The sequence below is a fragment of the Streptomyces sp. NPDC045778 genome (assembly GCF_056431945.1).
In genome coordinates, this window is sequence record NZ_JBWKJZ010000053.1 from 1 (window position 1) to 13,685 (window position 13,685).

The 13,685-nt window shown below is 72.9% G+C and carries 11 protein-coding genes and 1 pseudogene; 9 read left to right on the plus strand and 3 right to left on the minus strand.

What is annotated here, in order from left to right:
- From AC07GB_RS37795 to AC07GB_RS37815, 5 genes and pseudogenes are all read left to right on the plus strand, one after another.
- Window positions 1-153 (plus strand): annotated as a pseudogene (locus AC07GB_RS37795) (flavodoxin-dependent (E)-4-hydroxy-3-methylbut-2-enyl-diphosphate synthase); the annotation flags it as partial.
- A gap of 707 nt (window positions 154-860) precedes the next feature.
- Window positions 861-2,657, plus strand: coding sequence for an alpha-L-fucosidase (locus AC07GB_RS37800; protein ID WP_478853736.1), 1,797 nt, complete (start codon window positions 861-863; stop codon window positions 2,655-2,657).
- 104 nt (window positions 2,658-2,761) lie between these two features.
- Window positions 2,762-3,610 (plus strand): GNAT family N-acetyltransferase, encoded by an 849-nt coding sequence (locus AC07GB_RS37805; RefSeq protein WP_478853738.1) that lies wholly within the window; start codon window positions 2,762-2,764, stop codon window positions 3,608-3,610.
- Window positions 3,611-3,650: 40 nt separating this feature from the next.
- Window positions 3,651-4,199, plus strand: coding sequence for a GNAT family N-acetyltransferase (locus tag AC07GB_RS37810; RefSeq protein WP_478853740.1), 549 nt, complete (start codon window positions 3,651-3,653; stop codon window positions 4,197-4,199).
- Window positions 4,200-4,353: 154 nt separating this feature from the next.
- Window positions 4,354-6,048, plus strand: coding sequence for a proline--tRNA ligase (locus AC07GB_RS37815; RefSeq protein ID WP_478853742.1), 1,695 nt, complete (start codon window positions 4,354-4,356; stop codon window positions 6,046-6,048).
- A gap of 175 nt (window positions 6,049-6,223) precedes the next feature.
- Here AC07GB_RS37815 and AC07GB_RS37820 read toward each other — a convergent pair whose 3' ends face one another.
- The 3 genes from AC07GB_RS37820 to AC07GB_RS37830 form a co-directional block, all read right to left on the minus strand.
- A complete protein-coding gene (locus tag AC07GB_RS37820) occupies window positions 6,224-7,129 on the minus strand; it encodes an aminoglycoside phosphotransferase family protein (protein WP_478853744.1) in 906 nt (301 codons plus the stop codon).
- A gap of 63 nt (window positions 7,130-7,192) precedes the next feature.
- Window positions 7,193-7,657, minus strand: a complete 465-nt coding sequence (locus AC07GB_RS37825) for a DUF4439 domain-containing protein (RefSeq protein WP_478853746.1) — start codon at window positions 7,655-7,657, stop codon at window positions 7,193-7,195.
- Window positions 7,654-8,187 (minus strand): hypothetical protein, encoded by a 534-nt coding sequence (locus AC07GB_RS37830; protein WP_478853748.1) that lies wholly within the window; start codon window positions 8,185-8,187, stop codon window positions 7,654-7,656. Before AC07GB_RS37830 ends, AC07GB_RS37825 begins: the two co-directional genes overlap by 4 nt.
- Window positions 8,188-8,460: 273 nt before the next feature.
- On the opposite strand from AC07GB_RS37830, the gene rimP reads away from it, so the two are divergent.
- The 4 genes from rimP to infB all read left to right on the plus strand — a co-directional run bounded on the left by rimP (window position 8,461) and on the right by infB (window position 13,649).
- The gene (rimP, locus tag AC07GB_RS37835) at window positions 8,461-8,970 is read left to right on the plus strand and encodes a ribosome maturation factor RimP (protein ID WP_478853750.1); all 510 of its coding nucleotides are present in this window, start codon (window positions 8,461-8,463) and stop codon (window positions 8,968-8,970) included.
- A 2-nt stretch (window positions 8,971-8,972) separates the two neighbouring features.
- Window positions 8,973-9,977 carry a transcription termination factor NusA gene (gene nusA, locus AC07GB_RS37840; protein WP_478853752.1) on the plus strand — a complete coding sequence of 335 codons (1,005 nt, stop codon included), beginning with the start codon at window positions 8,973-8,975 and terminating at the stop codon, window positions 9,975-9,977.
- 135 nt (window positions 9,978-10,112) lie between these two features.
- Window positions 10,113-10,412 carry a YlxR family protein gene (locus AC07GB_RS37845; RefSeq protein WP_478853754.1) on the plus strand — a complete coding sequence of 100 codons (300 nt, stop codon included), beginning with the start codon at window positions 10,113-10,115 and terminating at the stop codon, window positions 10,410-10,412.
- Window positions 10,413-10,559: 147 nt separating this feature from the next.
- The gene (gene infB, locus AC07GB_RS37850; protein ID WP_478853756.1) at window positions 10,560-13,649 is read left to right on the plus strand and encodes a translation initiation factor IF-2; all 3,090 of its coding nucleotides are present in this window, start codon (window positions 10,560-10,562) and stop codon (window positions 13,647-13,649) included.
- Window positions 13,650-13,685 lie beyond the last annotated feature (36 nt).

The following is a 13,685-nucleotide window of genomic DNA, read 5'->3' on the forward strand; positions in this document are numbered from 1 at the left end:
GGCAAGGGGCAGATCTTCGTGAAGGGCGAGGTCATCAAGACGGTGCCCGAGTCGAAGATCGTGGAGACGCTGATCGAGGAAGCGATGAAGATCGCTGAGCAGATGGAGAAGGACGGCATCCCTTCGGGCGAGCCTGAGGTCACCATCAGCTGAGGCCTGGCCTCACCGGGGCGGGGCCTGGGCGGCGGCCCGCCCGTCCCGTCGGCTCGGCCGGCCTGTCTTTCCCACCCGCCCGCCCGTACCTCCCGGGCTTCGCGGGACGGGCCCCGACGCGTTGCGCTTTGCGTCCGTGCCCGTCCCCGCCGCTACCGCGGCGGTTTTCCCGCCCGCCCACCCGTGACGTCCTTGCTTCGCGGGCCCGGCCCGAAGCGTCGCGCTCTCCGTCCCTGCGACCGGGCCCACCCGCAGCGCGGAGCCGCGCCCGCCCCGCCTCGCTGTGGGCAATCGTCCCGCGGGGCGGGACGGGTGGGCACAGCGCCAGGTGCCGCCCGACCGTCGAGGTAGGGCCCGGGCTGGGTGTCGCACGGCAAGCGGCAGCCAGCCCCAGCGCCCCGCCCAGGCGCCGCCGGCCCCCGGGCCAAGACGCCCAGGCCCCAGCCCCAGGCCGAACCGCTCCCCGTTGCGCTGCACTTTCGTGATTCCACGAGCACACCGCCTTGACAGCTCCGATGTATGGCAGGACCTTGTTCGGGCGGCTCGACCACGGAAGCGCTCTCTCGCAGAGTCCTCGCACGTTGCCGGGCTGAACTCGGCCGGGTTCGAGTAGGCCTGGCGGTGATTCATCCGATGACGGGGGAGTCGGAGCTGCCCCGTGCCGAGGCGCCTCAGCCGCTCTTCGTCATCGGAACCGAGGTGCATCCATGAGACGCCGTGGTGCCCTGCCCCTGTGGGCCACCGTCCTGTCCCTCGTCGGGGGGCTGCTGCTTGCCGGGGCCGGGGCCGCGATCGGGACCCCCACCACCCGCCCGGCCCGGGCCGTTGCCGACCCGCCCCGCCAGCAACCGCTCAGGGACGCCACCGCCGGGCTCTTCCTGCACTGGGGCATGTTCACCAGCCCCAAGCACTACGACTGCGCGGCCTGGGAGAAGGCCGTCACCGACAGCGGGTGGACCCCCGGCTACTGGGTCGACGAGGCCAGGAAGCTGGGCGCGAGCTACCTCGTCCTCGCCACCTTCCACTCCCGCCTCGGCTACGCCCGGCCCTGGCCGTCGAAGATCCCCGGCAGCTGCTCCACGACCCGCGACTTCCTCGGCGAGGTCATCGCGGCGGGCGCGGCCGAGGGCGTCAAGACGATCCTCTACATGACCGACGACCCCAAGTGGCACGCCGAACAGGGCGTCGAGACCCTCGACTCGGCCGCGTACTCCGCCCACAAGGGCCGCGAGGTCGACCTCACCACCCGCCCCGGCTTCGGCGAGTTCAGCTACGAGAACTTCTTCGAGGTCATGGACAACTACCCGAAGCTGTCCGGCTTCTGGATCGACAACGACAACGAGTACTGGGAGCGGCACAAGCTCTACGAGCAGATCCGCGAGCGGCGCCCCGACCTGACCCTGAGCAACAACAACGAGGACACCCCGATCATGGACATGGTGTCCCACGAGCAGAAGACCGGCATGACCCCGCCCTACGACCAGCCGGCGGCGATCTGGACGCCCATGCCGCGCCTGACGGAGTCCTGCTACAAGGTGCCGAGCACCGGCGCCTGGTGGTACGACGGCCAGGACCGCCCCGTCGACACGGGCCTCAACGTCGGCCGGTACGTCGCCAACGCGGGCACCTCCATCAAGTCCCTCATGGACCTCCAGGCGATGGTCGACGGCCGCTTCCCGTCCCAGCAGCAGAACTTCACCGACTTCATGAAGGACTACCTGCCGCCGATCCGGGAGTCCCTGCACGGCGTCCACGGCGGCGGCTACGCCCACGGCGGCATGCAGCCCGGCGCCTGGAACGACGGCGCGTACGGCTACGTCACCGTCAGCCGCGCCCGGCCCACCACGCAGTACGTCCACGTCACCACCCGGCCCACCGGCGGCGACCGGATCCGCCTGCGCGACAACGGCTACCGCGTCACCGAGGTCACCGACCTGCGCACCGGCGAACGCCTGCCGTTCGGCCAGAGCGACGGCAGCCTCACCATCCGGTCGATCGGCCACTGGGACCCCTACGACACCGTCTTCAAGGTCGAGACGGCCCCGCGGCGCCACGGCATCTACCCCACCGGCTCGGTCAAGGCGAGCCAACCGCAGCTCACCGACGGCGACTTCACCACGTACACGGACAACGAAGGCACCCTGCCCGTCTCCTTCACGCTCGACCTCGGCCGCGTCAAGAAGGCCACCCGCCTCGGCGTCAACCAGCGCGAGTGGTCTCCCACCCACAACCGCTCCACCTTCGGCAGGCCCGAGGACTCCGCCCGGATCAAGGACTACACGGTGTCCGCGAGCCACGACGGCGCACACTGGCGGCAGGTCGCGGCGGGCGAGTTGGAGAGCGCCCGCGGCATCCGCTTCGTCGACCTCGGCGACCGCCTGCGGACCCGCTATCTGAGGCTCGACGTGGCCACCACCTGGAGCGCCCCCGGAGCCCCGGCCTTCCACCGCCAACTCAAGATCGACGAAATCCAGGTCGGCCACGACCACGTGCGGCGCCGCTGACCGACGGGCGCGGCTGCCCGGCCGCCCTCGGCGACCGGGCGGCGGCACGGAACCTCGCCAGGTACAGTGCGGAGATCAGCAGACCGTATGGTGAGGCCCCGCCCGTGTTGACCCAGACCACCACCAGGGTCCTCGAACCGAGTGACCTGGACGCCGCGCTCGCCGTGCTCGACCGCGAGCCCGTCGCCAACGCCTTCGTCACCGCCCGGGTGCAGGTCGCGGGCCTCGACCCGTGGCGCCTCGGCGGCGAGATGTGGGGCTGGTACGCCGACGGCATGCTGGAGTCCCTCTGCTACGCGGGCGCCAACCTCGTGCCGGTCTGCGCCACCCCGCGCGCCGTGCGGGCCTTCGCCGACCGGGCCCGCAGGACCGGCCGCCGCTGCTCCTCCATCGTCGGCCCCGCCGAGCCCACCGCCCAGCTCTGGCGTCTCCTCGAACCCTCCTGGGGCCCCGCCCGCGAGGTCCGCGCCCAGCAGCCGCTCATGGTCGCCGACCGGCTCCCCGACGACGTCACGCCCGATCCGTACGTCCGCCGCGTCCGCAAGGACGAGATGGAGACGATCATGCCGGCGTGTGTGGCGATGTTCACCGAGGAGGTCGGCGTCTCGCCGCTCGCCGGCGACGGCGGCCTGCTCTACCAGGCCCGGGTCGCCGAACTCGTCGGCTCAGGACGCTCCTTCGCCCGCCTCGACGCGGACGGCCGGGTCATGTTCAAGGCCGAGATCGGCGCCGCCACGCCCCGGGCCTGCCAGGTGCAGGGCGTGTGGGTGGCCCCCGAGTACCGCGGCCAGGGCCTCGCCGCCCCCGCCATGGCCTCCGTCCTGCGCTACGCCCTCGCGGACGTGGCACCCGTCGTCAGCCTCTACGTCAACGACTACAACACCCCGGCCCGGGCCACCTACCGCAAGGTCGGCTTCGAGGAAGTCGGCGCGTTCATGAGCGTGCTGTTCTGACCGAGCGCGGCCCCGTACGGCGGCGAAGTAGGGTTCCCGCATGACTGACGACGTCGTGATCGGCCCCCTCGACCTGGCCGCCAGGGTGGACGAGGCGCTGCGCGTGCAGGCGCTCGCCTTCGGGCTCGGCGACGACGAGGTGGCCGTACGGCGGCAGATCGTGCTCCGGCACCTCACCTACCCGGGCGCGCGCTCCCTCGGCGCCACCACCCCCGACGGGCGGCTCGTCGGCTTCGTCTACGGCATGCCCAACGACCGCGCCCACTGGTGGTCCACCGTCGTCGAGCCCTATCTGCGCGCCCAGGGCACCGACGACTGGCTCGACCACTCCTTCGTGATCACCGAGCTGCACGTGCGGCCCGGCTACCAGAACCAGGGCATCGGCCGCGCCCTGATCACCGACATCACCGACAGCGCCACTGAGCCCCGCTCGATCCTCTCCGCCATCGACGGGGAGAGCCCGGCCCGCGCCCTGTACCGCTCGCTCGGGTACACCGACCTGGCCTGCCAGGTGCTCTTCCCCAGCGCCCCCAAGCCGTACGCCGTGATGGGCGCCCCGCTGCCGCTCGCGCGCCGATCGGCCCACTGACCGATTTCCGCCCGCGCCCGTGCCCCGGATAACCTGCGCCCATCATCTTTAGGTAGCAGCCAGGGGGGATTCAGCCCGTCCGGCGCTTGAGGACGAGGCCGAAGGCCGATTCACGGCACCGGACGCCCCCGTCAGAGGAACGCAGGAGTTCATCATGGCCCAGGTCCAGCGCATGTCCCGGTTGATGGTCAAGACACTGCGCGACGACCCGGCGGACGCGGAGACGCTCAACCACAAGCTGCTGGTCCGCGCCGGTTACGTACGCCGCACCGCCGCCGGCATCTGGACCTGGCTGCCGCTCGGCAAGAAGGTCTACGAGAACGTCGCCCGGGTCGTCCGCGAGGAGATGGACGCCATCGGCGGCCAGGAAGTCCTCCTGCCCGCCCTGCTGCCCAAGGAGCCGTACGAGGCGAGCGGCCGCTACGAGGAGTACGGCGACCTGCTGTTCCGCCTCAAGGACCGCAAGGGCTCCGAGTACCTGCTCGGCCCCACCCACGAGGAGATCTTCACCCAGGTCGTCAAGGACCAGTGCGCGTCCTACAAGGACCTGCCGGTGATCCTCTACCAGATCCAGACCAAGTACCGCGACGAGGCCCGGCCCCGCGCGGGCGTCCTGCGCGGCCGCGAGTTCCAGATGAAGGACTCGTACTCCTTCGACACGACCGACGAGGGCCTCGCCGAGGCCTACGCCCTGCACCGCGCCGCCTACCAGCGCATCTTCGAGCGCCTCGGCCTCGACTACCGCATCGTCTCCGCGGTCTCCGGCGCGATGGGCGGCTCGGCGTCGGAGGAGTTCCTGGCCCCGGCCCCGGCCGGCGAGGACACCTTCGTGGACTGCCCGGCGTGCGACTACGCCGCCAACACCGAGGCCGTGACCTTCGCCCTGAAGCCGGTCGAGGGCGCGGAGCACCCCGCCGCCGAGGACCTCGACACCCCGGACACCCCGACGATCGAGACCCTCGCCGATCACCTCGGCGTCCCGGCCTCCGCGACGCTCAAGAACCTCCTCGTCAAGGTCGACGGCGAGATCGTCGCCGTCGGCGTGCCCGGCGACCGCGAGGTCGACCTCGGCAAGCTCGCCGAGCACCTGGCGCCCGCCGAGGTCGAGCTGGTCACCGCCGAGGACTTCGAGGGCCGCGACGACCTCGTCCGCGGCTACATCGGCCCGCAGGGCCTGGAGAAGGTCCGCTACCTCGCCGACCCGCGCGTGGCCCCCGGCACGGCGTGGATCACCGGCGCCAACAAGCCCGACACGCACGCGAAGAACGTCGTCTGCGGCCGTGACTTCGAGGTCGACCAGTACCTGGACGTCGTCGTGGTCGAGGAGGGCGACCCCTGCCCCGCCTGCGGGGCCGGGCTCAAGCTCGACCGCGCCATCGAGATCGGCCACATCTTCCAGCTCGGCCGCAAGTACGCCGACACCTTCCAGCTCGACGTCCTCGGCCAGCAGGGCAAGCCCGTGCGCGTGACCATGGGCTCGTACGGCATCGGCGTCTCGCGCGCCGTCGCCGCCCTCGTCGAGCAGACCGCCGACGAGCAGGGCCTGTGCTGGTCCAAGGAGATCGCCCCCGCCGACGTGCACGTCGTCGCCGCGGGCAAGGCCGTGCAGACCGAGCTGGCGCTCGACGTCGCCGAGCAGCTGAACGCCGCCGGGGTGCGGGTCCTCGTGGACGACCGCGCCGGAGTCTCCCCCGGCGTCAAGTTCACCGACGCCGAGCTGATCGGCGTACCGAAGATCCTGGTCGCGGGCCGCCGTTCCGCCGAAGGGGTCCTGGAGCTGAAGGACCGCCGCACCGGGGAGCGCGAGGAACTGTCGGTCGCCGACGCGATCGCCCGCCTCTCGGCGTAGGCCCGCGTGGGACGCCCCTGACCCGCCCCTTCCCGATCCGGGGGCCGCGCCCCCGCTTTTCCGGCGCTCCGCGCCTCGTCCTCAAACGCCGGACGGGCTATGAATAGCCCCTCCGGCGTTTGAGGAGCGGGGGTCTGGGGGCGGAGCCCCCAGGAATCGGGGGCTCCCGGCAGGGCTACAGCCAGCCCGCGAACTCCAGGAGCAGTTCCGCGTCCTGGGCGCGGCCCACGCGCAGGGCCCGGACACCCGACTCCACGGCGCGGAACAGCGTCCAGCCGCGCAGCCGCTCCTGCTCCACGTCGAGGGACTCGGCGAGCCGCTTGACGCGCCGCCGCGTCACCGCCGCCCCGGACGGCGTCGCGATCAGGTCCTCGACCCGGTCCCGCACGAGCCGCGCCAGGTCGAACGCGCACTCGCCCACCACCGGGTCGGGCCCCACGGCCAGCCACGGCACCCGCTCGGCCGCGAGCACCTTGCTCTGCCGGAAGGTGCCGTGCAGCAGCCGCTGCTCCGGCGCGTCCGCGAGCAGCTCCGCGCGCGCCGCGAGCGCCGCGTCCACCAGCGGGGCCACCTCCGGATCGGGGCAGGCCCGCATCGCGTCGGCCTGCCGTCCCGTCCGCTCGGCGACCGTCTCGAAGCGGTGCCCTTCGGGCGGGGCCACCCACAGCCGCCGCAGCGTCCCCGCGGCCTCCAGCATGGACTTGGCCTCGGGCAGGGAGCGTACGGAGACGTCCCGCTGGAGGCGTTCGAGCAGCAGCACACCGTCGGCCGCCGCCGCGTCGGCGTCGAGCAGCCGCACCGCCCCGAGCCCGCCCCAGTGCGCGAGCGCGGCCCGCTCGCTCGCGGGGCGCGAGCGCGGCGGCACCAGCTTCAGGACGGCGGGGGTCCCGTCGGCCCGCCGCACGAGCACCACGAGGCTGCTGCGGCCCCCGGGCACCTGCACCCGCTCGACGGTCAGGCCGAGCCCGGAGACGGCCTCACCGGCGGTCTCGGGCAGGTTCCGCAGCCAGTCGTCGGTGTCCGCGGCGCCCGGCGTCTCGCCGAGCGCACGGACGAGGCGCGGCGGCGGTTCGAAAGCCATGCGCGAGGTGTTCCTTTCCCAGGCCGGTCCCGGCCGCGCCGGGATGCGTGTGCGGTGGCGGGATCACGCCCGCGGTGCCGCGGACGGGTCCCCGGAACCGCCGGCCCGCTCCGCGAGCCCAGGGAAGGCTACGCTCCCGCCGCGCCACCGCGCCGCCCGGACGGCCGCCTCCCGCAGCGCCTCGGCCGCACCGTCGCGCCGGGCCCCCTCGGCGGCCCGCACCAGATCGGCGTACACCCCGGCGAGACGCTCCTCCAGGGCGACCGCGAGCCGCACGGCGGCCGCCGCGTCCGGCACCGCGAACGGCAGCGCGTACGCGGCCGCCGACGGCTCCGGGTCGCCGTCGAGCCGCCGCACCGCGCGGCGCAGCTCGTCCCGGCGCGCCCGGTGCGCGTCGTAGGCGGCGCGGGCCTCGTCCCGGCGCGCCGCGCCGACGCGGCCACCGACCACCCCGTAGCCGTACACGGCCGCGTGCTCGGCGCGCAGCGCCGCCTGCACCGCCGTCAACTCGTCGTCACGCGCGCTCACTTGTCGCCCCCCTTGCCGTTGCCCTCGGCACCCTTCTCCGTCAACAGGTACGCGTGCGCCGCGCCCGCGGCGGCGACGGACGCGAGCAGCCGGGCCAGCTCGCCCGGCGCCTCCAGGAGCTGCTCGCCGCGCCGCCGGGCCAGCTCGCGCTCGGCCCTCGCGAGCACCCGCAGGGCCTCCTTGCCGTCGCCGGGCACGGGCTCCGGCGCTCGCTCCGAGGAGGCAGGAGCCGGCTTCGGCCCGCCGTCCGCGAAGAGCTTCGCGTGCCGGGCCACCTCGTCCCGCAGCGGGCGCAGCCGGGCGGCCAGCGGGGCGTGGGCCACGAGCACGGCGTCGTAGCGGCGCAGCAGCGCGGCGCTGTCACGGGCCGCACGGGCGCGCAGCCGCTCTGCGTCGGCGGAGCGCCCGTCGCCGTCGCCGGGCCCGGTGTCCGAGCAGCCGGTGAGCAGCACCGCGCCGGCGGCCGAAGCGAGCAGACTTCTGCGGCGCGGCCCCGGTCGGGACCGCGAGGGGGTGGGAAACGACGGCACGGCAGGCGTCCTCGGGAGGCGGGCCGCGAGGGCACGGGGCAGGCGGCCCACAGGCGGCGAACGGTGGCGGCGGCACAGAACGGGCCGAGGCCCGGTGATCACCGTACCTGCGCCCGCTCCTCGCACGCGTGACCGGCTCGGTCCCGTACGCGCGTACGGAGCCGAGGGGCGGGCCCCGGGCCCGGTGGACGGCAACACCCTCCCGGACCGGATACCCTTTGACCTGACACGCGACGATCCCACAACAGCACACGCGGCCGAGGAGTCACCCGGATGAGCACCACCCAGAGCGAGAGGCTGCGGGAGCTGCTGGAACCGCTCGTCAGCTCCCAGGACCTGGATCTCGAAGAGATCGAAGTGGCCTCGGTCGGACGCAAGCGGGTGCTGCGAGTCGTCGTCGACTCCGAGGACGGCGTGGATCTGGACCGCATCGCGGATGTGAGCCGCGCGCTCTCCGCGAAGCTCGACGAGACCGACGCCATGGGCGAGGGTGAGTACACCCTGGAGGTCGGTTCCCCGGGCGCCGAGCGCCCCCTCAAGGAGCAGCGCCACTACGAGCGCGCCGTCGGGCGCCTCGCCCGCGTCCAGCTCGCCGACGGCGCGGAGCTGGTGGCGCGCATCGTGCGGGTGGACGACGAGGGCGTCGACCTGGAGGTGCCCGGCGTGAAGGGGCGCAAGCCCACCGCCCGCAGGCTGGCCTTCGGCGACGTCGTCAAGGCGCGCGTGGAAGTCGAGTTCAACCGCAAGGACGACAAGAGCATGAAGGAAGAGGAGGAGGCGTAGCCGTGGACATCGACATGAGTGCCCTGCGGGGCTTGGTACGGGAGAAGGAGATCTCCTTCGACCTGCTGGTCGAGGCGATCGAGTCGGCCCTCCTCATCGCCTACCACCGCACCGAGGGAAGCCGCCGCCACGCGCGCGTGAAGCTCGACCGGGACTCCGGGCACGTGACGGTCTGGGCGAAGGAGGACCCGGAGGACATCGAGGAGGGCCAGGAGCCCCGCGAGTTCGACGACACCCCGTCCGATTTCGGCCGGATCGCCGCCACCACCGCCAAGCAGGTCATCCTCCAGCGGCTTCGCGACGCCGAGGACGACGCCACGCTCGGCGAGTACGCGGGGCGCGAGGGCGACATCGTCACCGGTGTGGTGCAGCAGGGGCGCGACCCCAAGAACGTGCTCGTCGACATCGGCAAGCTGGAGGCCATCCTGCCCGCGCAGGAGCAGGTCCCGGGCGAGGACTACCCGCACGGCATGCGTCTGCGCAGCTACGTCGTCCGGGTGGCCAAGGGCGTGCGCGGCCCGTCGGTGACGCTCTCGCGCACGCACCCGAACCTGGTCAAGAAGCTGTTCGCCCTGGAGGTCCCCGAGATCGCGGACGGCTCCGTGGAGATCGCCGCCATCGCGCGCGAGGCCGGGCACCGCACCAAGATCGCGGTCCGCTCGACCCGCTCGGGGCTCAACGCCAAGGGCGCCTGCATCGGCCCGATGGGCAGCCGCGTGCGCAACGTGATGGGCGAGCTGAACGGCGAGAAGATCGACATCGTCGACTGGTCGGACGACCCGGGGGAGATGGTCGCCCACGCGCTGTCCCCCGCCCGGGTCAGCAAGGTCGAGATCGTCGACATGGCAGGCCGCTCCGCCCGTGTGACGGTGCCGGACTACCAGCTGTCCCTTGCCATCGGCAAGGAGGGCCAGAACGCCCGCCTCGCCGCCCGGCTCACCGGCTGGCGGATCGACATCCGTCCCGACACCGAGCAGCCGGGCCAGGACGGCGAGAGCCGTTCGTGACCGAGGGGGCGTCCGCGCGTCCGGAAAACCGGTTGCGCGAACCCCCCTCGTCCTGGTCACGTTACTGATCAAGACAACAACCGTTCGATTTTTGCCCCAAAGGGGTGAGGTCGCTACGGGGAGGTAGACTTAAGCGTGTCTGGCCGGACGCCTGCCCGCGCACGCCCTGAGCGCACCTGTGTGGGGTGCCGGGAGCGAGCGGCCAAGAGTGAGCTGCTGCGCATCGTGGCGGTCGAGGGCGCCTGCGTCCCCGATCCAAGCGGTACGCTGCCCGGCCGGGGTGCGTATGTACACCCCGCCCTGGTCTGTCTCGACCTGGCGGTCCGCCGCCGGGCGTTCCCTCGGGCCTTCCGGCTCCAGGGACCGCTCGACACGGCGGAGCTGCGCGGGAATCTCGAGGCAGCCGAGACCGTTGCCGAGCAGGCAACACCGTAAGACGTGCCGCACGGAGCCCCTGTGCGGTCCTGGTACCTCGCGAGTTGGAAGTAGGTCGAGATTGCGATGAGCACTCGATGAGTACGCGATGAGTACGCCCATGAAGTAGCGACGGTCCGGCGGTAACCCGGACCTAAAAGGAGCGAAGTGGCTAAGGTCCGGGTATACGAACTCGCCAAGGAGTTCGGAGTGGAGAGCAAGGTCGTCATGGCCAAGCTCCAAGAACTCGGTGAATTCGTACGTTCGGCGTCCTCGACGATCGAGGCGCCCGTAGTACGCAAACTGACTGACGCACTGCAGCAGGGCAACGGCTCCGGTAAGCCCGCCCCGCGCAAGTCCGCCGCGAAGCCCGCGGCACCGTCCCCCGCGCAGGCCGCCCGTCCGGGTCCGGCCGCGCCCAAGCCCGCGGCGCCGAAGCCCGCCGCCGCGGAGACCCCGGCGAAGCAGGCCCCGGCGGCTCCGGCCGCCCCCGCGGCCCCGGGTCCGCGCCCGACGCCGGGCCCGAAGCCGCCCGCCGCGCCCAAGCCGGCCCCGGCGGCTCCGGCCGCGCCCGAGTTCACCGCGCCGCCGTCGCCGAACCCGGCCCCGGCAGCGTCGTCCGGTGCCCCGGCAGCGCCGCGCCCCGGCGCCCGTCCCGGTGCCCCGAAGCCCGGCGCCCGTCCGGCGCCCGGCCAGGGCCAGCGCGGCGGCGACCGCCAGGGTGCCCCGCGCCCCGGCGGCCAGGGTGGCGCACCCCGTCCCGGCGGCCGTCCCGCGGGACCGCGCCCGGGCAACAACCCCTTCACGTCCGGCGGCTCCACCGGCATGGCGCGCCCGCAGGCGCCCCGTCCCGGCGGCGCCCGTCCCGGCCCCGGTGGACCCGGTGGCCAGGGCGGTCCCGGCGGCGCCCCGCGCCCGCAGGGCCAGGGCGGCCCCGGTGGCGCTCCGCGTCCGCAGGGCCAGGGCGGCGCCCGCCCGACCCCGGGCGGCATGCCCCGTCCGCAGGCCCCGCGTCCCGGCGGCGGCCCCGGTGGTAACCGTCCGAACCCGGGCATGATGCCGCAGCGTCCCGCCGCGGGCCCGCGTCCCGGCGGTGGCCCCGGTGGCGGCCGCGGTCCCGGCGGCGGTGGCCGTCCGGGCGGTGGCGGCGGCGGTCGTCCCGGCTTCGCCGGTCGTCCGGGCGGTCCCGGTGGCGGCGGCGGCTTCGCCGGTCGTCCCGGTGGTCCCGGTGGCGGCGGCGGTCGTCCGGGTGGTCCCGGTGGCGGCGGCGGTGGCTTCGGCGGCCGTCCCGGCTTCGGCGGTCGTCCCGGCGGTCCCGGTGGCCGTGGTGGCACGCAGGGCGCCTTCGGCCGTCCCGGCGGTCCCGCGCGTCGCGGTCGCAAGTCGAAGCGGCAGAGGCGCCAGGAGTACGAGGCCATGCAGGCCCCGTCGGTCGGCGGCGTGATGCTGCCTCGCGGCAACGGCGAGACCGTTCGCCTGTCGCGCGGTGCCTCCCTCACCGACTTCGCCGAGAAGATCAACGCCAACCCGGCGTCGCTCGTCGCGGTGATGATGAACCTCGGCGAGATGGTCACGGCCACGCAGTCCGTCTCCGACGAGACGCTGCAGCTCCTCGGCGACGAGATGAACTACACGGTTCAGATCGTCAGCCCCGAGGAGGAGGACCGCGAGCTGCTCGAGTCGTTCTCCATCGAGTTCGGCGAGGACGAGGGCGGCGAAGAGGCGCTCATGTCCCGTCCGCCGGTCGTGACCGTCATGGGTCACGTCGACCACGGTAAGACCCGCCTGCTCGACGCCATCCGCAAGACGAACGTCGTCGCGGGCGAGGCCGGTGGCATCACCCAGCACATCGGTGCCTACCAGGTCGCCACCGAGGTCAACGGCGAAGAGCGCGCGATCACCTTCATCGACACCCCGGGTCACGAGGCGTTCACCGCCATGCGTGCCCGTGGTGCGAAGTCCACCGACATCGCGATCCTCGTGGTCGCGGCCAACGACGGTGTGATGCCCCAGACGATCGAGGCGCTCAACCACGCCAAGGCGGCCGACGTGCCGATCGTGGTCGCGGTCAACAAGATCGACGTCGAGGGCGCCGACCCGACCAAGGTGCGCGGTCAGCTCACCGAGTTCGGTCTGGTGGCCGAGGAGTACGGCGGCGACACGATGTTCGTCGACATCTCCGCCAAGCAGGGTCTGCACATCGACTCCCTGCTCGAGGCCGTGGTCCTGACCGCGGACGCCTCGCTCGACCTGCGGGCCAACCCGGAGCAGGACGCGCAGGGCATCGCGATCGAGGCCCACCTGGACAAGGGCCGCGGCGCCGTCGCGACCGTCCTCGTCCAGCGCGGTACCCTCCGCGTCGGCGACACGATGGTCGCCGGTGACGCCTACGGCCGCGTGCGCGCCATGCTCGACGACAAGGGCGAGAACGTGGAAGAGGCGGGTCCGTCGACCCCGGTCCTCGTCCTCGGTCTCACCAACGTCCCGGGCGCGGGCGACAACTTCCTGGTGGTCGACGAGGACCGTACGGCCCGTCAGATCGCCGAGAAGCGCGCCGCCCGCGAGCGCAACGCCGCGTTCGCCAAGCGTGTCCGCCGCGTCTCGCTCGAGGACCTGGACAAGGTGCTCAAGGCCGGCGAGATCCAGCAGCTCAACCTCATCATCAAGGGTGACGCTTCTGGTTCCGTCGAGGCCCTGGAGTCCTCCCTGCTCCAGCTGGACGTCGGCGAGGAGGTCGACATCCGCGTCCTGCACCGTGGCGTGGGTGCGGTCACCGAGTCGGACATCGACCTGGCCATGGGCTCCGACGCCATCGTCATCGGCTTCAACGTCCGCGCGGCAGGCCGTGCCGCGCAGATGGCGGAGCGCGAGGGCGTCGACGTCCGCTACTACTCGGTGATCTACCAGGCCATCGAGGAGATCGAGGCGGCCCTCAAGGGCATGCTCAAGCCGGAGTACGAAGAGGTCGAGCTGGGCACGGCGGAGATCCGCGAGGTCTTCCGCTCCTCCAAGCTGGGCAACATCGCGGGTGTGCTCATCCGCTCCGGCGAGGTCAAGCGGAACACCAAGGCCCGACTGCTGCGCGATGGCAAGGTCATCGCGGAGAACCTCAACATCGAGGGCCTGCGTCGCTTCAAGGACGACGTCACCGAGATCCGCGAAGGGTTCGAGGGCGGTATCAACCTCGGCAACTTCAACGACATCAAGGTCGACGACGTCATCGCGACGTACGAGATGCGCGAGAAGCCGCGGGCCTAGCGCTCGCAGGGTCGGGGGTTGCTCCGGGGCTTCGGC

Coding starts and splice junctions, on each gene's coding strand:
- AC07GB_RS37800 (WP_478853736.1), top strand. CDS start 861: ATGAGACGCCGTGGTGCCCTGCCCCTGTGGGCCACCGTCCTGTCCCTC.
- AC07GB_RS37810 (WP_478853740.1), top strand. CDS start 3,651: ATGACTGACGACGTCGTGATCGGCCCCCTCGACCTGGCCGCCAGGGTG.
- AC07GB_RS37815 (WP_478853742.1), top strand. CDS start 4,354: ATGGCCCAGGTCCAGCGCATGTCCCGGTTGATGGTCAAGACACTGCGC.
- AC07GB_RS37820 (WP_478853744.1), bottom strand. CDS start 7,129: ATGGCTTTCGAACCGCCGCCGCGCCTCGTCCGTGCGCTCGGCGAGACG.
- rimP (WP_478853750.1), top strand. CDS start 8,461: ATGAGCACCACCCAGAGCGAGAGGCTGCGGGAGCTGCTGGAACCGCTC.